Consider the following 19,366-nt stretch of genomic DNA (forward strand, 5'->3'; position numbering starts at 1 on the left):
GAGCAACAGGGGTAAGGATTGAGTCGGCTTATGCTTGCTTGTGTTTAGATCTCTTTTGATTGATGTATGTCGTATAAAAAAAGCGACCGATTCGGTCGCTTTTTTTGAGAGCTTTACGCTACAGATTCGGGTGCACGCCATAAGCTTTCTAAGTCATAGAACTTACGCGCGGTTGGTAACATCACATGTACCACAACAAAACCGAGGTCAATTAAGATCCACTCAGCATCGCGTTCACCTTCGACACCGATTGGGCGGAAACCTGCTTTACGTGCTTCATCAGCAACATTGTCTGCAAGGGCTTTAACATGACGAGTCGATGTACCGCTTGCAATCACAATTGCATCGGCAACATTACTGATCGTACTTACGTCAAGTTCAAGAATATCTTTGGCTTTTACATCAGTGAGAGCTTCATGTACAACGTTTAGGCACGCTTGTACATCTTTGTTCGCTGTTTTGATTTTTAGGTCGTGAGAATTAGAAGCGCTGGGCGATGGTTCTAAATTCATAGAGGGTATATTTTCCTGACAATTGCTCATTGTCAAATATACCGTTTTTCTCTAAAAAGTTCAAATTTTAGCAGTAACAGTTTATGTATTCACATCATTGGAAAAATACTTGTTTTTCCATGCAAAAGATTGATCTGATTGTGTTTTTGGTCTGTATTCTGCTGCAATTAGACCTCGGTAGTCACTTTGTAGCAACCAGTCAAAGATCTGTTTATAGGGGATATTTCCCGTATCGGGTTCATGGCGATCTGGGCAATCGGCAAATTGGATGTGCCCAATCTGATCGATATTTTCCTGTAATCCTGTTAATACATCTTCACCCATCATCGCCATGTGATAACAGTCATATTGCATTTTTAGGGCGGGATGGTTGATGGCTTCCAGCATTTCTTGGGCTTGGGCAATATTTTGAACCAAGAAGCGAGGCATATCGGTGCCATTAATCATTTCAAAAACGGGTTCGATACCTTGTTCGGTCAGCATGTGACAGGCCAGTTTTAGATTGTTTGCAAGCGTATTGAGACACGGCAGCAGATCGGCATCCAGCGGTTGTTTACCAGCGAGAATATTCACACGTGGCACATCCAGTGCAGTGGCGTAACGAATTGCCAGCTCAAGCGCTTGATGGAATTCAATTTCTCGTCCCGGCACACCTGCAAGCCCATTGCCGCCTAGCATCAAGTCACCCGCAGGGACATTAATCAGACAGAGGGAAAGATTGTGTTGTTCAAGTTGAGTTCGAATATCAATCACGTCGAGTTCATAGGGAAATTGAATTTCTACATGCTGAAAACCATGGGCGTGCGCTAAAGCAAAGCGCTCAATTAAAGGGACTTCAGTAAAAATCATGGATAAATTGACTGCAAGATGGCTCATTTTCAGACTCCCTGAATCAATAATTATTGTTCTGTAATTTTGATGATAGTCGCTAAATCCTTATCAGCAAAGCCATTTTCTTGGTGAGCTTGTAACTGTAATAGAGCTTTTTGTGCCACAGGTATCTTTAAGTTAAAACTCTGTGCCAGAAGTAATGCATTGTTTAAATCTTTTGATAGGGTTTGCACCTTCCATTGTACTGGCTCAAAGGTCTGTGTTGCCATACGCGGCGCAAGGATTTGAAAGGGTTTTGAGTCGGCAAAGCCACCCGCGAGTGCAGGTGCAAGTAATGCGGTGTCGACGCCTGCTTGGTCGGCAAGGGCGACAGCTTCTGCAATCAGGGTACTATTGGCGGCAACAATTAATTGATTGCAAATTTTAGTCGCTTGTCCTGTACCCGATGTTCCCATACGGGTGACACGCTGTGAGAGTACATTGTAAATTGGGGTGAGTTGCTCGATCGTCTTCGCATCACCGCCTGCAAAAATAACCAATGTACCTTGTTCGGCTCCCATGGTTCCGCCTGATACGGGAGAGTCGATCCATGTGACCTGTTGTTGTTGAGCAGACTGAGCCAATTGTTGCGTTGCAGAGACTGACAAGCTCGAGAAATCAACAATGATTTGCTCAGCTTTCAAATAGGGTTGAATTTGGGTGAAAACATTTTGCACTGCTTGATCATCGGCTAAACAGGTCAAAATAACAGGATAGCTGCCGATGTCATCGAGCTTTAAGTGTAAGGCACCTTGCTGCTGCAAAGGTTCACATGCAAGTGGGCTACGGTTCCAGACCGCCACAGGATAACCTGCTTGTAAGAGTCGGCTGGCCATACGTGTACCCATTAAACCCATCCCCAAGAAAGCGATTGGTGTTTTTTGATTCGCATGCATGTGAATGTACTCCGTCGGGATTATTTGTATTGACGTGGTAAGAATTGAACTTCTGGGTTCTTGTCCTTTTTACGCGCAAGACTACTGTTTTTACCTAAAAGTAGTTTGAGTTGCCAAAGTTTTTCTAAGCGTAATGCTTTTTCAGGTTGGTGTTCCATCGCATCTAAAACACGCTTCGCTGCCATAATGGCATCTGGTGAGCGTTGTAAAATTTCTTCGGCAATGATGTTTGCTTTTGCTAATGGATCATTGTCTAAATGGGTGACTAGACCAATTTGTTTGGCATATTCAGCATCAAAGATACGTGCAGTTAAGGTCAACTCTTTAGCCAAATCAACGCCAATCAGTCCTTTTAATGAGCGTGTTAGTCCCATATCTGGTACAAGACCCCAGCGACTTTCCATAATTGACATTTGTGTGCTTGGCGTCGCAATACGAATATCCGCTGCAAGTGCGAGTTGCATGCCTGCACCAAAGCAATAGCCTTCGATTGCTGCAATCACAGGGATCGGTAGGTTTTGCCAGATCAGGAACGCTTTTTGAAACAGACTTTGCCCTGGTTTGATCAGTTCCCAAGCGGCAAAAGCGGTATTTTTAGGATTGTTTAAATCAGAAAGGTCGATGCCTGCACTAAATACATTGGCTTCACCAGTGAGAATGACACAGCGGATTGAACGATCTTTTTCAATTTTTTTAGCAGTTGCCACCAGCTCTTTAAGTAAGGCAAAGCTCATTGCATTACGTTTGTCAGGTCGGTTTAGGGAAACTGTTGCGATTCCATTGTTCTTTTCAACGCGTAAAAGTGCCATCTGCCTTACTCTTATTGTGTTTGATGAGGCAGCATAGCACGAGTCTTTAGGTTGAAACATGACAGGGCAGTCACAAAAAAGACTGCCTGTATTTTAATCATTGATTATCCAATATTCCAACTTACAGTCTTATGAGTCATGAGCATGTAGAATCAAGTTGGCGGCTTGTCTCACTTGTTCAATTGCCGTGCTGAGTTCATTGAAACGATGCGTGGTTTCACGAATAAACACATCATCCGCTTTACGACGTTCTTTACGTAAGGTCGAGACAAATTGTTCAAACTCACCTGACACTTGCTGTAAGTTTGGCGTACCGACATAGCGGGTCGCGCCATAGAGGCGATGTAGGACATGTTCCAGTTGTGGAAAATCTTCCATCTCAATCAATTGCTGCATTTCCGCCAGTTCCGTATCAAAACTATCAACCAGCATATTTAATAAATCTTGCGCCAGATCTTCTTTGTTGGCTGCAAGCTGCACGCTTTGTTGCCAATTCAGGATTTGAGGATCAATTGATTCAATTGGTCGCTTGGGTTCAATGCTCGCCGGTTGGGCACTGAAGTTATTTTTGGTCCAATGCGTCAGAATCTGAATGATTTGCTCCATCTGAATCGGCTTGGTCACATAATCATTCATACCAACTTTAAGCAGTTTTTGCTTTTCATCGGCCAATGCATGTGCTGTGAGTGCAATAATTGGCAGTTGCATTCCATTATCAAGCGTTGATTCCAATGAGCGAATGGCGCGAGTGGTATCAATCCCCGACATCACTGGCATTTGAATGTCCATAAATACCAAATCAAACGGCGGCGATTTTTGTTCGATACGCTCTTGAATGATGTCGATGGCCTTTTGCCCACTTAATGCTTTGGTGGTGGTGACATTGAGCTCGCCAAGTAAGGCTTCAAGTACAATCAAATTAGGCAGATGGTCATCCACAGCCAAGATGTGTAAACCTTGGCCATTAAAGTCTTCTGGCTCTTGCTCAAAAACAGGTTCATTGCCAAGTAACTGGACCAACTCACGACGACTCAACGGTTGATACAGAGGGCGAGCACGATATTCATTGAGCATATTCGGCTCAAGACTCATCTGGTAACCATAAACCGCTAAGTTGCCATGATAGCGTTGACGAATCTCTTTGAGTAAGGCCTCTGTATCACCACTATGATCTACAATTAGCCACGTATTTTCCTGCTGGTTCAGATGATTTAAACGGCTAAATAGGTCCAGAATCGACTGGGTCTCAATATGTGAGACATGGTAATTCTCGAGGTATGAACGCAATACGCTGGCCGTTGCTGGGTGGGCAAGATACGACACCACTTGTAAATGATCGAAACGAGGGTGTTCAACAAATTCATCTTGTTCTTCAACTTTAAATGAAGCTGTGAACCAGAAGGTTGATCCTTTCTCTGTCGGTGCACGTTCTTGGTTATCTTCAAAGCCAATTTGACCGTGCATCAAATGTACCAGCTGTTTGGAAATGGCAAGACCAAGTCCTGTACCGCCGAACTGACGGGTAACTGAAGCATCACCCTGAGAGAACGATTCAAATAACTTTTTACGATCAGTGCCACTCAGACCAATACCACTGTCTTGGACACTAAAATGTAGTAAACATTGTCCGATCTCATCATCTTCCATACGTACACGGACAATGATTTCACCATCAGGCGTAAACTTGATCGCATTGGAGATCAGGTTGGTCAGGATCTGTTTAAAGCGTAGCGCATCACCGACCACATGTTTTGGAATGTTCTCTGCGTAATAGAAAGCCATGTTGATATGTTTTTGTGCCGCCAAAGGCGAAAGCATATCCATCACATCGAAAATGGCTTCTTCAAGATCAAACGGTGCGGTTTCGAGTTCTAATTTACCTGCGTCAATTTTAGAGAAATCTAATACATCGTTGATCAGTGCCAATAAGTGTGCAGATGATTTTCGGATGGTTTGCAAATAAAGATTTTGCTCATTACTCAGATTTTGCTGACGCAGTAGTAAATGAATAAAGCCATCAATACTGTTCAATGGTGTTCTAAGTTCATGGCTGATATTGGCCAAAAACACCGACTTGGATTGATTCGATGAAATCGCTTGGTCACGTGCTTGGCGGTAAGTAATGTTCTGGACTTCTAAGGTGTCCAGTGTTCGACGTAAATCTTCTTCGGTTTGCTCGGTATGTTCTTTTAATTCTAAGAAACTAAAGTGTAGGCGTTTCACCACATTGGCAATATCACGCTGTAGCAAACGCAGTTCACCGGTACTGTTCACCACAATATGCTGATCAAGGGTGTCGGCGTTGAGGCGTTGCATTTGCATGCGAATTTCATACAACGGTGCAAGCCAACGACGAGAGAACACGTTTAAACAGAACAGTAGAATCAGTATGGTGATCAGCCCAGTCACGACCAAGGACAGTAGAATTTTATAGCGAGCCAATTCGAGGGGTTGGTTGTCTAATTCAATCATGAGCCAAACAGAATTAGGGTCACCACTGTCGAGCTTCGAACCATAAATGCTGTTGTGATTATGCGCAATTGGACCAAAGAAGTTGCTGTTTTCTGGAAAGTTCGGCCAAAAGCGATTGTTTTGATAGCCAACGCTTAAATAAGTCTGACCACGATTATCAATCAGTACTGCGCGCTGTAGGTTTTTTTCATCAAACATTTTCTGCATGATGTTTTGAGCACGATCATATTGATCGGGTTGTTCTTGTACCAGTTTTAATAAATCATTCGCAGTTTGATGGTAGCGTGCCAAAATGGCTGAAGCATCAGAGCGTTGTTGTGATTTTGCGGAGCTGGTCGTTTCGGATAAAACCCAAAGAATACCAACACCTGTCAAGATGGCAATTGGCACTAAAATCAGTGCAATCAGTTGCCCATAAGCATGATTGAGGCGTAAGCGTTTCGATATGGTCTTATTGAAATTTGACATAGTACGGTCAGATTTATCATTCTGCGCAACATCTTAGCACGCTTTGTGAAAATCAAGGACATCTGCTTGCCAATAAAAAGCATAGTGAAAAGGTGCAGTATCTCTATTTTTTTCATACAATAGGCGCCACCTTGATATCGGTGTCGATCATGACGAATACGCAAACTGATTTTTTAGCAGATGAATTTTTACTGGACGATTATGTCGGTAAAACCCCTTTAGTACGTTTGCAACGTTTAGCGTGTCATACCCAAGCCACGGTATTAGCAAAATTAGAAGGTAATAATCCAGCAGGTTCGGTAAAAGATCGTCCAGCTTATAACATGATTGTGCAAGCGGAAAAGCGTGGACAGATTCAGCCAGGGGATACCCTGATCGAAGCAACCAGTGGCAACACAGGCATTGCTTTGGCGATGGTTGCGGCTATGCGCGGCTATAAAATGAAGCTGATCATGCCGAACAATATGAGCCAAGAGCGTAAAGATGCGATGTTGGCTTATGGGGCAGAGCTGATTGAAGTCACGCAGCAGCAAGGCATGGAAGGTGCACGTGACCTTGCTTTGCAAATGCAGGCAGAGGGCAAAGGCTTTGTGCTAAACCAGTTTGGTAATCCAGATAACGTCGAAGCGCATTACCTGACCACAGGTCCAGAAATCTGGAAGCAAACGGATGGGAAGATTACCCATTTTGTTAGCTCAATGGGGACAACGGGAACCATCATGGGTGTCTCTAAATATCTCAAAGAGCAGAACCCTGATATTCAAATTGTGGGTTTACAACCATCAGACGGTTCAAGCATTGCAGGGATTCGCCGTTGGCCGGAAGAATATTTGCCAACCATCTTTGATCGCAGTCGTGTTGATCGCATCATTGATATTCCACAGATTGAAGCGGAAAAAACCATGCGTAAGCTGGCACGTACTGAAGGCATCAGTGCAGGAACATCTTCTGGTGGTGCAGTTTGGGCTTCGATCAAGATTGCTGAAGAATATCCTGATGCGGTGATTGTCTGCATTATCTGTGACCGCGGTGATCGTTATTTATCAACGGGATTATTCTCAGTACAAGATGAAGATTAACATCTGGCCTTACACTGTTATAATTACAGCTCCCCCTTTATTGAAGAGAGCTGTAATGCAGTTCTGTAAGGGAATTCTAAGATGAATTTACGTTTTCCGATTTTAGTTTTTGATATTGAGACACTGACCGATTTAAAGGCAGGTGCACATCTTTATCATCTTGATTTACCCGAAGCAGATGTTGAACAGGCACTGACTAAAATCCGTCGTCAAGAGTCGGGGATGGATTTTCAACGCTTACCATTGCATGAAATTGTGTGTATTTCTGGATTGTGGGTCGATGAGAAAGGCTTTCGTCTATTTTCATTTAGTCAGGAGCAGCATAGCGAAGCTGAAATGTTGGCAAAATTCTTATCGATCTTTGACAAGAAACAACCCACATTAGTCAGTTGGAATGGTTCGCAATTTGATTTGCCTGTGATTCTATTTCGCGCTATGTACCATGGTTTGTCTGCACCGAGCCTGTTTGATCAAGGTGAAATTGATCATCAAAAGCGTTTTAATAATTATCAGAACCGTTACCACCATCGTCATGTTGATTTGATGGATGTGATGGCAATGTTTAATGGCCGTAATTTCCAAAAATTGGATGATATGGCTTGTTTACTCGGTTTCCCTGGGAAACGCGGTGAAACTGGCTATCACGTGCCTGAATATGTTCGTAATAAACAATGGTTAGAATTGACCAGTTATTGTGAAGGCGATGTATTGAATACATGGTTGCTCTATATTCGGTGGTTATTGTTAAAAGGCCAATTGAATCAACCAGATCACCAGCAGTTACTACAATCAACGATTGCTTATTTACAAACGCAAACGCAACAAACAGAATTTTTACAGGTATGGCAGCAAACATCGCAATATACTGTATTCACCGCAGATACTTTTGCGCCAAAAAATTAGGTTCATCTTTTGAAACACAAAGCCAAACAACGTCCAGCTCAATATCCAACATACACCTTTCAGATTGAAGCTTTTTCTCATGAGGGGCGTGGTATTGCGCATTATGGGACACATCCAGATCATCCTAAAGAAAAACACGGCAAGAAAGTTTTTATCCGTTATGCCCTTGTCGGGGAAACGGTGCAGGCAAAAATTACCAATCAAACTTCGCGTCTAGAAGAGGCGGATATGATCATGTTGGAAAGTGAAGCGGCTGAAAGTCGAGTCGATCCAATGTGTCCACATTTTGGGGTGTGTGGTGGCTGCAGCTTGCAGCACATTCATCCCGATGAACAGATTTTGTTAAAGCAGAATGTTTTAAAATCTCACTTACAACATTTTGCAGGCTTACAGCCTGAACAATGGTTAGACCCGATTCGTTCGGTTAAAGCAGATTATCGTCGCCGTGCCCGAATCGGGGTGCGCTATATTGCCAAGCAAAATCGTTTGGTGATGGGTTTTCGTGAGCATCATAGTAATCATTTAACTGAAATTCAGCAGTGTAAGGTACTTGATCAAACCTTATCTGAATGTTTACCAGAACTTAAGAAACTACTCGAAAGTCTTACAGGCAAAGCGCATATTGGTCATATAGAATTGGCGATGGGAGACTCTGAGGTTGCATTATTAATTCGCCACTTAGATGAATTAAATGTGTCGGATGTCAACCAATTACGTCAATTTACGTTACTCAAAGGATGGCAGTTGTATTTGCAGCCAAAAGGGGCGGATAGTTTACATCGCGTAGATGATTCACAGGCAGAAATGCGTTTGCATTACAGTTTGGATGATTTTGCAGTCAAATTTGCATTTTCACCGTTAGATTTTACGCAGGTCAACAGTGGTGTAAATGCACAAATGATTCAGTTGGCATGTGAATTGCTTCAATTACAGAAAGGGGAAAGAGTACTGGACCTATTCTGTGGATTAGGTAATTTTTCTCTACCGATTGCACGTTGTGTGGGTGAGGCAGGTCAAGTGGTCGGTGTTGAGGCGAGTGATGAGATGGTCAACAGAGCAACTGAGAATGCGCAAGCAAATCATTTGTCTCAGGCGGCGTTCTTTTCACAAGATTTAACAAAAGACTTTTCGCATCATTCTTGGGCGAAACAGGGATTTGATGCATTATTAATTGATCCTCCACGATCGGGCGCATTTGAAGTTATGCAATATGTACCTAATTTTGGAGCGAAAAGAATCGTTTATGTTTCATGTAACCCATCAACACTGGCAAGGGATGCAGGTGTACTGGCACAATATGGCTATCAATTGAAGAAAGCAGCAGTCATGGACATGTTTACGCATACTGAACATGTTGAATCGATTGCCCTGTTTGAAAAAGTTGAACGGCTTGAAAAAATCGAAGAGATAAACGATTAAAAAATGAGTTACATATCCAGAGGAGAAAGGTATGGTCACAGTACGTGAGCAGTTACCTGGACGGCTCCAAGAGCTGTCTGAGGAAGCGACTGTAGAACATGCCGCTGAAGCGCAAAGTAGTCTAGTCTCTTGGCTGGATCGAGTGCGTGGTATTTTGGATGGGGCAGAGCTGAAGCAACTTCAACAGGTTGCGGAGCTGACCTTAGCAAAAGAGTTACAAGCAACGGGAAATCATCGGATCAATACCTTTAGTACTGGTATTGGCATGGCGGATATTCTGGCCCATTTACATGTCGATGAAGACACGCTTTCAGCGGCGGTGTTGTATCGTAGTGTACGTGAAGGGTTGATTACCTTAGAGGATATTCAACAACAGTTTGGCGAGCAAGTTTTGGCTTTGGTCCAAGGCACACTTGCAATGGGTAAACTGTCTGAGTTGATTGAAAAGAATAAACGTCTAGAAGATCATTTTAATAATAACCAGCGCGAACATTTAAATGGCATTTATAAAATGCTGATTTCAGTGACGGAAGATGTTCGTGTTGTCCTGATCAAACTGGCAGAGCGGACCTATGCTTTGCGTGAGCTGGCAACAGCAAGCAAAGAGCGTCAGGAGCGTGTGGCACGCGAAATTCTTACCATTTATTCTCCATTGGCACACCGTTTAGGGATTGCCCAACTCAAGTGGGAATTGGAAGATCTTGCCTTTCGTTATTTAGCGCCAGAACGTTATAAAGAAATTGCATCTTTATTGAATGAAAAACGTTTGGAGCGTGAGCAGTATATTCAGTTTGTCATCGATAAATTGAAAACTGAATTGGCGGCTTATGATATTCAGGCCGAAATCACAGGGCGTGTGAAGCACATTTATTCGATTTATCGAAAAATGAAAAGCAAAAATCTGAGCTTCGATCAGCTTTATGATATCCGTGCAGTGCGTGTGTTGGTGAAAAGTGTCCCAGATTGTTATCACGCTTTGGGTATCGTACATCAGATATGGCGTCATATTCCCAACCAGTTTGATGACTACGTCACCAATCCGAAAGCCAATGGTTATCGCTCATTGCATACTGCGGTGATTGCTGAGAATAAGTCTTTAGAAGTACAAATCCGTACCTTTGAGATGCATAACGAAGCAGAGCTTGGGGTGTGCTCGCACTTTAACTATAAAGAAGGTGCCAAGAATACAGACCATTCCTTTAATGATCGTTTGCATTCATTACGTGCCGTGCTTGAGCATTATCAAGAGCGTACTGAAACCACCCCACATGGTGAGGATGACGAGTCGAATGGCATTGATCAAATTCAAGATTTTGAGAATTTTGAAAAGATCTATGTGTTTAGTCGTGATGGGGACATTAAAGAGTTGCCACGTGGCTCAACTGTTCTCGACTTTGCGTATCATGTGCATACCGAAGTCGGCAATAAGTGCTATGCCGCCCGTGTGAACCAGCGTTATGTGCCTTTAACCTACACCTTAAAGACCGGTGAGCAGGTTGAGATTTTAACCAAGAAAGATCGTGAACCGAACCGTGACTGGTTGGTGAACTCGCTGGGTTATATCAAAACCGCACGTGCACGTGACAAGCTACGTCATTGGTTTAGACAACAAGATCGCAGTAAGAATGTTGAAGTTGGGCGTGAGTTACTCAATAAAGAGTTGGCCCGTTTAGCGATTCACCCGAAAAGTATTGATCTCAAAGATTATTCATCACATTTCAACCTGAAATCTGGTGATGATATTCTGGTGGCATTGGTTAGTGGTGATATCAGTTTGCATGCCTTGATGAATCAAGTGAATCGCCAGATGCACTTGGATCAAGACGAGCCAGAACTGGTGTTAAAACCTGCATTAAACCCACGTGCTAGTCATACATTATCGGCACATGGGATTCTAATTGATGGTTTGGATAATGTTGAATTGCATATTGCACAATGTTGTCAGCCGGTACATGGCGAGTCGATTGGCGGCTATATCACCTTGAATCGTGGGGTCAGTATTCACAAGATTGCGTGTCCAGACTACTTACGTATGACCACCCAAGAACCTGAACGTGCTGTTGAAGCCGATTGGGAAATGCAGCCGACCCGTGGTCAGAGCGTTCAGATCGTGGTGGAAGCTTATGATCGCCGTGGTTTACTGAAAGATCTGACACAAGTGATTTTCTCAGACCAAATCAATATTCGTCAGGTTAATACCATTTCTGAGGCGGATGGTATCGCCAATATGAAGTTGTTGATTGAAGTGAAAGGTTTGGCACAACTGTCACGTTTGTTGGCTCGTTTAGAGCAGCAACCAGGGATTATCAGTGCCAGACGTTTGGTTCAAGGAAGCTAGACAATAAAATAAAAAAGCTGCATTTCGATGCAGCTTTTTTATATCTAACGTTTCGCTAAAAAGATATTGGTGAGTCGGTTTAAAAACTGTGGGCTAATACTGGAGAGCTGATACATCAATTTGGTTTTTATCCCAACAGGTGTGTGGGTTGGGATTAGGGCATGGTCTTTTTGTTGTGCTAAATGCAATACCTGTTTCGCCACATCAGCAGGGGTTAAATCCACACCAATATTTTGAATACTGCCCGCATCCATGTCTTTCACCATATTGGTTTGTACAAATAGCGGCATAACGTCTAAGACGCGAATATTATACTTTTGCCATTCGACATCCAAGGCTTCCGTTAAACCGCGAACTGCAAATTTGCTGGCAGAGTAAGATGCTAAATCAGCTTGACCATAAATCGCGGATGCTGAAGAAAGGTTAATCACACGAGCATAGTGGGCTTGTTGCAGATGGGGCAAGGCTGCATGACAACCATTCAAAACGCCTTTAACGTTAATATCAATGGTGCGGTGATGTGATTGAATGGAGGTGTTTTCAAACGCACCTGAATAGAGAATTCCTGCATTATTGATCAAGATATTCAGTTCACCGGCCCAGCTTTTAAATTCTTGTAGTGCGATCTGCCATTGACGATGATTACTGACATCGAGATAACCTGCCTTGGCATTCTCTCCAAGTTGTTCAGCTAAGACTTGAGCTTGTTCTTCGTTGATATCATAGATGCCAACTTTGAAACCTTTTTTGTGAAATAAACGTGCGATTTCAGCACCAATTCCTTGTGCGGCCCCACTAATAAAAACACTATATGGCATGACTTTCCCTTGCTTTATATTGATAATTTTTGCGTGCGTGTATATTACGCATATGCAGCTTGGTGCTGCAACAATTTGCTTATTTGGGTTTGGAGATCATCATGGAAAAATTATTGGCAATCATGCAAGAGTTAAGACAAAAATGCCCGTGGGATCAACAACAAACCCCAGAAAGTTTGACACGATATGCCATTGAGGAGGCATATGAAGTTGAGGCTGCAATTCGCTCTGGTGAAGTGGATGAAATCCGCAATGAACTCGGTGATTTATTATTGCAAGTGGTGTTTCAATCTCAAATGTTTGATGAAAAAGGATTATTTAACTTTCAAGATGTGGTGGAAGCCATTAGTGAAAAATTAATTCGTCGCCATCCGCATGTATTTCAGGCTGAAAAATATCAAAATTTGGATTCCGAGCAGGTCGGTGAGTTGTGGAAACAAATCAAACAGCAAGAAAAACAAGGTAAAATACAGTCAAGGTTAGATGAGATTAAACATGCGCCAGCCTTGGTTCAGTCACATGAAATTCAGAGCAAAGCCGCTCAGTTAGGCTTTGATTTTGAAAGTGTGGATGATGCCTATGCCAAATTAGATGAAGAGTTAGAAGAGTTACAACAGGCGATAACAAGCCAAGATGTTGATCATATTCAAGAAGAGTTCGGTGATTGTTTATTTTCTTTAATCAATGTGGGGCGAAAGTTGGGGGTGTCGAGTGAGACCGCACTACTGGCAACAATCCATAAATTTAGAAGCCGTTTTGCTTTTATTGAACAACAAGCTCAACAACAACAGAAAGACTTGCAAGCAATGAGTTTGGCTGAAATGGACGAACTCTGGGAGCAAGCTAAACAACAATTAAAATCTCAGGAGAAAGACAATGAAGTTGCCGCATCTCCGCAGCAAACTTAATTTTTTTATAGGTTTTATTCTTTGCTTGGGAGGTGCTTCACACCTCCACGCACAGCAGTTTGACCAATCTTATCAGCAATGGAAAGCACAGCAGCAAGCGCGTGATCAGCAATTGGCGAAGCAGTCAGACAATAATTATTATTTATCTCGACCAACGCAGCAGCACACTTCAAAGCAAGTTCCATCATCTATAAATCTTCAGGGCGATAAAATCAGCTTGAACCAAGCAAGTTTACAGCAATTACAGCTGTTAAATGGTGTTGGCGAGAAAAAGGCGCAAGCCATTATGGAGTATCGGCAAAAAAATGGTGGCTTTAAACAAGTTGATGAGTTAATGAATATCAAAGGTATTGGGCCAAAATTACTTGAAAAAAACAGAGCAAGGCTCATGTTATGAACTTAGAACTGTCGAAATCGGATTGATTAGGCAGACTGAACTGTTGAAACTTCCAACAGAATAAATTGCCCTTTGTGTGTGTTAGAGCTATGATTAGCGACAAATTGTTATTTACGTCCTGACGTAGGAGACAGTGTCTTTTGCAAACTTTGCGTGCGTCAAAATGTGGTTTGTCCACAACTCAACTCCCTTCCTCAATTCTAGATGTGATTGATAGCCTGACAAAAGCAGGCTACGAGGCATATATTGTGGGTGGTGGTGTTCGAGACATGATGTTAGGTCTTAATCCAAAGGATTTTGACGCGGTTACTAATGCTACACCAGCCCAAGTCAAAGAGGTTTTTGGTCGACGTTGCCGGATTATCGGACGACGTTTTGAGTTAGCACATGTCTATTCTGGTCGCGAGCTGATTGAAGTCGCGACATTCCGTGCTCCGCCGAAAAAAGCAGTCACCAGTGCATCTGGGATGATTCTTCGTGATAATAACTGGGGGACGATTGAGCAAGACTTTGCTCGTCGAGACTTTTCGATCAATACCTTGTACTACCAGCCACGAAAAGGGGTTGTACTTGATTTCTGCCATGCAGTAGATGATATCAATACGCGGACCTTACGTTTTCTTGGTGAACCTGCACAGCGTTTTGAAGAAGATCCTGTGCGTATGTTGCGTGCTTTGCGCTTTGCCGCAAAATTGAATTTTAAAATTGATCAATCCATTCTTGATGTTTTTGATGCTGAGATGACGCAATTGTTGCGTGATGTCTCGCCACATCGTTTATATGATGAGTCTCAAAAACTATTCACTATGGGACATCTGACCCGTGTTCTACCGATGTTGATTGAGTTTGGTGTTTGGAAACAGCTGTTTGCTGAAATTCCACCGAATCTTACCGCTTTTATTGAGCGTGCAGCACGGAATACCGATCAGCGAATTCAAGTTGGTAAAACCATTAATCCAGCATTTTTCTATGCTGTATTGTTGTGGAAACCCTTTCTAGAGCGTTGTGATGCCTATCTAAGTAAAGGGGTTGTGCCTGCGGAAGCGCGTGCACAAGCTGGTTTGGATGTGTTGAAGCGTCAAGCGACGCGCACCATCATTCCGCGTTTTGCTGAAACCTTTATTCGTGAAGTTTGGGAAATGCAAACCCGTTTGCTCAATCCAAAACCACAACAAATCGAAGCACTGGCTGGACATGCGCGTTTCCGTGCAGGCTTTGACTTCCTACTGTTGCGGGAAAAATCAGGTGATAGCAGTACTGAAGGTATGGGCGTTTGGTGGGAAGCCTACCAAGAAATGACCACAGACCAAAAAGAAGCTGTGATTCGTCAATACAACCGTCAACGTAGTAAGACACGTCGTAAAGCAGCTGAGGTGGATGAGCCGAAGACTACTGAAATTGAGCCTTTGGTCAATGTACCTGAGCCGAGAAGTCGTCGAGGCAAAAAAGAGCGTGTTAGAGCTGATGAATCGGCCAGTCGTTTTATTGAGAAAGCATCTTCGACTTCAGGTCAAATCAATGCCGATCACCCGATCCTCAAGCGTAAACGTGTACAACGTGATCTTAGCCAAGTGGTTTTTGGGCCAACGCAATGACCATTCGTACTTATATTGGTCTAGGCAGTAACTTAGGCGATTCGCAGCAGATTTTGCGTGAAGCTGTTGCGAAGCTCGCGACCTTGGGAGCTGTACAGGTATCGCGACTGTATCAAAGTCCGCCGATGGGGCCGCAAGATCAACCCAACTATTTAAATGCCGTTGTTCAATTGGACACCACGCTAGCACCACTTGCTTTACTTGATCAATTACAACAATTTGAGCAAGAGTCTGGACGTGTCCGGTTACGACGTTGGGGAGAACGGACCCTTGATCTGGATTTATTAATCTATGGTCAAGCGCAGATCCAAAATGAACGTTTGACCGTGCCGCACATGGGTCTCTTGCAACGTGATTTTGTGATTATTCCCTTATTAGATTTAGATGCTCATTTACAATTAAATGGACATTCATTAAAAGATTTAGAACTGGTGCAGCAAGCAAACTTGACTGTAATAGCAGACCAGTCTTGGGCAACTGCTTAAGACTGTTTCGTTCTGGAAACGCCTGTAGAGGACATCATCATGATTAGTCTAAGTGACTTAAGAAAGTTTAAAGCCGAAGGACGCAAGTTCTCATGTCTTACTTGCTATGATGCAAGTATGGCTAAAGCTATGGAATTGGCTGAAATTGATACGATTTTAATCGGTGACTCTCTAGGAATGGCGATTCAAGGCAGAGACTCTACACTTCCTGTCACTGTCGAAGATATGGCTTACCATACCGCAGCTGTACGTCGTGGTAATGCGCATGCCTTAATCATGACTGATCTACCATTTATGAGCTATGCAACGCTTGAAGATGGCTTGAAAAATGCCAAGACTGTAATGCAAGTCGGTGCACAAATGGTCAAGATTGAAGGTGGGGCTTGGCTTAGCGAGTTGGTGACGGTATTAACCCGTAATGGTATCCCTGTGTGTGTCCATTTAGGTCTAACACCACAATCTGTGCACGTGTTTGGCGGCTATAAGCTTCAAGCAAGAACACGCGAAGCCGCGGATCAATTGATTGCTGATTGCCAAGCGGTGGTTGATGCGGGCGCGGCGGTTTTATTGCTTGAATGTGTCCCAGCTCAACTCGGTAAAGAAATTGCTGAATTATTCCCGAATACGCCAGTGATCGGAATTGGCGCGGGCAATGAAACTGATGGTCAGGTTTTGGTGGTACAAGATATGCTCGGTTTGACCTTTGGTCGCGTAGCACGTTTTGTGCGCAACTTTATGAAAGAACAAGCGGGTGAAACCGCGATTGTTGATGCGTTTAAATCGTACCATGCCGCAGTGCAAGACCAGTCGTTTCCAGCCAAGGAACATACTTTCCAAGTTGAGCTTTAATTCATGAAAACTGAAACAACAATACAAGGCTTAACTGCATCACTTGCGCCTGCGCGCAGTTCAAAAAAATTGATTGGTTTTGTGCCAACTATGGGGAACTTGCACGAAGGTCATTTGACCTTGGTGCGTGAAGCAAAAAAACTGTGTGATGTGGTGGTGGTGAGTATTTTCGTCAATCCAATTCAATTTGGTGCAGGCGAGGATTTTGATAGCTATCCACGTACTTTAGAGCAAGATAGCCGTTTATTGGCAGATGTTGGTTGCGATATTATTTTTGCCCCAACGGTTGAGCAAATGTATGGCACTCAACCACGTTTGACCAATATCAGTGTGGGTCAAATTACCGATGACTTGTGTGGGAAATCACGTCCAGGTCACTTTGACGGCGTTGCAGTTGTGGTCACCAAACTGTTCAATATCGTCCAACCTGATTTTGCTTTCTTTGGTCAAAAGGACTATCAGCAATTGGCGGTGATTCGCCAGTTGGTACAAGACCTGAATATGCCATTAGAAGTCATTGGTGTGCCGATTGTCCGTGCTGAAGATGGTTTGGCTTTAAGCTCGCGTAATGGGTATTTGACTGAACAGCAACGTGTTGTTGCACCGACGATTTACCAATTGCTCAAACAAGCCGAACAGCAATTGCATGAAGGACAAGCTTTGTCACAAGTGTTAGAAAATATCTCTGCTCAATTGACACAAGTGGGTTTTGTTGTGGATTATGTGGAAGCTCGACAAACCAACTTGCAACCTATTCAACAATTTGACCAAAACTTGGTGTTATTTATTGCAGCCAAGCTTGGTTCAACACGGTTGATTGATAACCTACAAATCGACTTTAAAACATAAAAAATGAAGGGCAAAACGCCATGAAGCGTATTCTTATCGTTACAGGTCAATCCGGTTCAGGAAAATCATCTGCACTGCAAGTGCTTGAAGACTTGGGCTATTATTGTATAGATAATTTACCTTTGGCGTTATTGCCTGAAATTGTGGCAAAACTTGATCATGAAAATAATCTGGAGCAACTCGCATTAGGCGTCGATATCCGAAGTACCCGTGCGGATATGCAAGAGTTTGATCATGTGTTTCAGCAGTTACAACGGCACGGCACGGTTGATATTATTTATCTAACCACACAGGATCAGGACTTGATTGCGCGCTTTAGTGCATCACGTCGACCACATCCTCTGGCCAGTCGCTTTAATAGTCTGTTGCAATGTATTCAGGAAGAGAAGCAATTGCTCATTCCGATACAATTCCGTTCCACGGTGCATATTGATACAACGGATAAAAGTGTTCATGATTTAAAACATATTTTATTGTCTAAGCTTGGACAGTCAGATAATTTAATCGTCATTTTACAGTCCTTTGGTTATAAGCATGGTATTCCGTTAGACGCAGATTATGTTTTTGACGTACGACATTTACCAAATCCGCATTGGGATTTAGAATTACGCCGTTTTTCAGGTTTAGATGAGCCTGTACGCCGCTTTTTAGAAGGTAGTCAACAAACCAATGAGATGTTTGAAGATATTTATACTTTTCTAGACAAGTGGTTGCCTGCTTTTGCAGAAGGGCATCGCCATTACATGACCATTTCTGTGGGATGTACAGGCGGGCAACATCGTTCGGTTTATATCGTAGATAGACTCAAACAAGCCCTTGAGGCAAAATGGGCTGTCCAAATCTTACATAGAGAAATGAAGCACTGGTCATGATAGACACAACAATTGATGTAATTAATAAACTCGGCTTACATGCTCGCGCATCTGGTAAACTAATTGAAGTGACGACCAAGTTTCGTTCTTCTATCCAAATTGGTAAAGGCGATAAATTAGTTGATGCAAAAAATATTATGTCATTGTTGATGTTGGGTGCTGGTAAAGGCACTACATTAAGATTGGTGATTGAAGGTGCTGATGAAGATAAGGCACTGGAAGAAATTCAAACGCTGTTCGCAGCAAAATTTTACGAGGCAGAGTAATAGTGGCACGTGGTACCCAACGTTATACCGATGAAGATTTTGAGTCATTAGAAGGACGTGCGAGTAGAACTGAGCAAAAAAAAGCTGTGCAGCGAATGGCAGCTTTGGGTGAGCAATTGGCTCAACTGAATAAAAAACAGATTCAGAAACTTCCAGTTGATGAGCGTCTTATTGATGCTTTACTTGAAATACAAAATATTAGTGCGCATGAAGCACGCCGTCGTCAATTTTTACGTATCGGTAAATTATTGCGAAATGAAGATGAAACTGTCATTTTATCTTATTTAACACCGCAGCAAGGTGCTAAAAAACAAATGCAATTAATGCGTTGGGTTGATCGTATGATTGACCAAGGTGATCCAGTGATCAATGAGTTTAGTAAGGTGTTTAATGCATCTGAACGCCATACCTTACGTCAGCATGTATTGCGAATTCACCGTGATATGAAACAACAGGTGAGAGAAGAAGACCTTGCAGCTTCTAAGCTTAAATTTGTGAATTACGTACAACAAGTTGCTTTGTTATCTGAACAAGGTTAAAACTAAAAAAGAAGTTTCCAAG

General features: G+C 42.9%; 19 protein-coding genes. 13 read left to right on the forward strand and 6 right to left on the reverse strand.

From position 1 onward, the window contains the following. Positions 1 to 113: 113 nt before the first annotated feature. The 5 genes from rsfS to F885_RS19515 all read right to left on the reverse strand — a co-directional run bounded on the left by rsfS (position 114) and on the right by F885_RS19515 (position 6,027). Positions 114 to 512, reverse strand: coding sequence for a ribosome silencing factor (gene rsfS, locus F885_RS19535; RefSeq protein WP_004655709.1), 399 nt, complete (start codon positions 510 to 512; stop codon positions 114 to 116). A gap of 81 nt (positions 513 to 593) precedes the next feature. Next, on the reverse strand, positions 594 to 1,388 hold the full coding sequence (locus tag F885_RS19530; protein ID WP_005312240.1) for a hydroxypyruvate isomerase family protein: 795 nt from the start codon (positions 1,386 to 1,388) through the stop codon (positions 594 to 596). Between the two features lie 23 nt (positions 1,389 to 1,411). Beyond that, positions 1,412 to 2,278 (reverse strand): NAD(P)-dependent oxidoreductase, encoded by an 867-nt coding sequence (locus F885_RS19525; RefSeq protein ID WP_005312243.1) that lies wholly within the window; start codon positions 2,276 to 2,278, stop codon positions 1,412 to 1,414. A 20-nt stretch (positions 2,279 to 2,298) separates the two neighbouring features. Continuing rightward, complete coding sequence (locus F885_RS19520; RefSeq protein ID WP_005312247.1) at positions 2,299 to 3,087, reverse strand: crotonase/enoyl-CoA hydratase family protein; 789 nt, start codon at positions 3,085 to 3,087, stop codon at positions 2,299 to 2,301. Positions 3,088 to 3,216: 129 nt separating this feature from the next. Next, on the reverse strand, positions 3,217 to 6,027 hold the full coding sequence (locus F885_RS19515) for a GacS-like sensor histidine kinase (protein WP_004804447.1): 2,811 nt from the start codon (positions 6,025 to 6,027) through the stop codon (positions 3,217 to 3,219). Positions 6,028 to 6,176: 149 nt separating this feature from the next. Here F885_RS19515 and cysM point away from each other — a divergent pair, with 149 nt between their 5' ends. The 4 genes from cysM (at position 6,177) to F885_RS19495 (ending at position 11,766) form a co-directional block, all read left to right on the forward strand. After that, on the forward strand, positions 6,177 to 7,106 hold the full coding sequence (cysM, locus tag F885_RS19510) for a cysteine synthase CysM (RefSeq protein WP_005207044.1): 930 nt from the start codon (positions 6,177 to 6,179) through the stop codon (positions 7,104 to 7,106). 81 nt (positions 7,107 to 7,187) lie between these two features. Then, positions 7,188 to 8,009 (forward strand): 3'-5' exonuclease, encoded by an 822-nt coding sequence (locus F885_RS19505; protein WP_005312250.1) that lies wholly within the window; start codon positions 7,188 to 7,190, stop codon positions 8,007 to 8,009. Between the two features lie 9 nt (positions 8,010 to 8,018). Beyond that, on the forward strand, positions 8,019 to 9,428 hold the full coding sequence (gene rlmD, locus F885_RS19500; protein WP_005312253.1) for a 23S rRNA (uracil(1939)-C(5))-methyltransferase RlmD: 1,410 nt from the start codon (positions 8,019 to 8,021) through the stop codon (positions 9,426 to 9,428). A 31-nt stretch (positions 9,429 to 9,459) separates the two neighbouring features. Further along, positions 9,460 to 11,766: a RelA/SpoT family protein gene (locus tag F885_RS19495; RefSeq protein WP_004804453.1), complete on the forward strand. Its 2,307-nt coding sequence runs from the start codon at positions 9,460 to 9,462 to the stop codon at positions 11,764 to 11,766. A gap of 44 nt (positions 11,767 to 11,810) precedes the next feature. On the opposite strand, the gene F885_RS19490 is transcribed toward F885_RS19495, so the two are convergent. Beyond that, on the reverse strand, positions 11,811 to 12,584 hold the full coding sequence (locus F885_RS19490) for an SDR family oxidoreductase (protein ID WP_005207049.1): 774 nt from the start codon (positions 12,582 to 12,584) through the stop codon (positions 11,811 to 11,813). Positions 12,585 to 12,685: 101 nt separating this feature from the next. Between F885_RS19490 and mazG the strand changes: the two genes are divergently transcribed. The 9 genes from mazG to yjgA all read left to right on the forward strand — a co-directional run bounded on the left by mazG (position 12,686) and on the right by yjgA (position 19,344). After that, positions 12,686 to 13,492 carry a nucleoside triphosphate pyrophosphohydrolase gene (mazG, locus tag F885_RS19485; RefSeq protein ID WP_005312258.1) on the forward strand — a complete coding sequence of 269 codons (807 nt, stop codon included), beginning with the start codon at positions 12,686 to 12,688 and terminating at the stop codon, positions 13,490 to 13,492. Further along, positions 13,461 to 13,889, forward strand: a complete 429-nt coding sequence (locus F885_RS19480) for a ComEA family DNA-binding protein (RefSeq protein WP_005312261.1) — start codon at positions 13,461 to 13,463, stop codon at positions 13,887 to 13,889. The genes mazG and F885_RS19480 overlap by 32 nt, the downstream gene beginning before the upstream one ends. A gap of 140 nt (positions 13,890 to 14,029) precedes the next feature. Further along, positions 14,030 to 15,484 (forward strand): polynucleotide adenylyltransferase PcnB, encoded by a 1,455-nt coding sequence (gene pcnB / locus F885_RS19475; protein ID WP_005207055.1) that lies wholly within the window; start codon positions 14,030 to 14,032, stop codon positions 15,482 to 15,484. Beyond that, positions 15,481 to 15,969, forward strand: a complete 489-nt coding sequence (folK, locus tag F885_RS19470) for a 2-amino-4-hydroxy-6-hydroxymethyldihydropteridine diphosphokinase (protein ID WP_005312264.1) — start codon at positions 15,481 to 15,483, stop codon at positions 15,967 to 15,969. The genes pcnB and folK overlap by 4 nt, the downstream gene beginning before the upstream one ends. Before the next feature lie 39 nt (positions 15,970 to 16,008). Beyond that, a complete protein-coding gene (gene panB / locus F885_RS19465; RefSeq protein ID WP_004655682.1) occupies positions 16,009 to 16,818 on the forward strand; it encodes a 3-methyl-2-oxobutanoate hydroxymethyltransferase in 810 nt (269 codons plus the stop codon). A 3-nt stretch (positions 16,819 to 16,821) separates the two neighbouring features. Next, positions 16,822 to 17,667 (forward strand): pantoate--beta-alanine ligase, encoded by an 846-nt coding sequence (gene panC / locus F885_RS19460; RefSeq protein ID WP_004804463.1) that lies wholly within the window; start codon positions 16,822 to 16,824, stop codon positions 17,665 to 17,667. A gap of 20 nt (positions 17,668 to 17,687) precedes the next feature. Beyond that, positions 17,688 to 18,539 (forward strand): RNase adapter RapZ, encoded by an 852-nt coding sequence (gene rapZ, locus F885_RS19455; RefSeq protein WP_004804464.1) that lies wholly within the window; start codon positions 17,688 to 17,690, stop codon positions 18,537 to 18,539. Further along, a complete protein-coding gene (locus tag F885_RS19450) occupies positions 18,536 to 18,805 on the forward strand; it encodes an HPr family phosphocarrier protein (protein WP_004804467.1) in 270 nt (89 codons plus the stop codon). The genes rapZ and F885_RS19450 overlap by 4 nt, the downstream gene beginning before the upstream one ends. A 2-nt stretch (positions 18,806 to 18,807) precedes the next feature. Next, positions 18,808 to 19,344, forward strand: coding sequence for a ribosome biogenesis factor YjgA (gene yjgA, locus F885_RS19445; RefSeq protein WP_005312268.1), 537 nt, complete (start codon positions 18,808 to 18,810; stop codon positions 19,342 to 19,344). Positions 19,345 to 19,366: the final 22 nt, after the last annotated feature.

It is taken from the genome of Acinetobacter higginsii (assembly GCF_000369845.1).
In the GTDB taxonomy this organism is placed as follows: domain Bacteria; phylum Pseudomonadota; class Gammaproteobacteria; order Pseudomonadales; family Moraxellaceae; genus Acinetobacter; species Acinetobacter higginsii.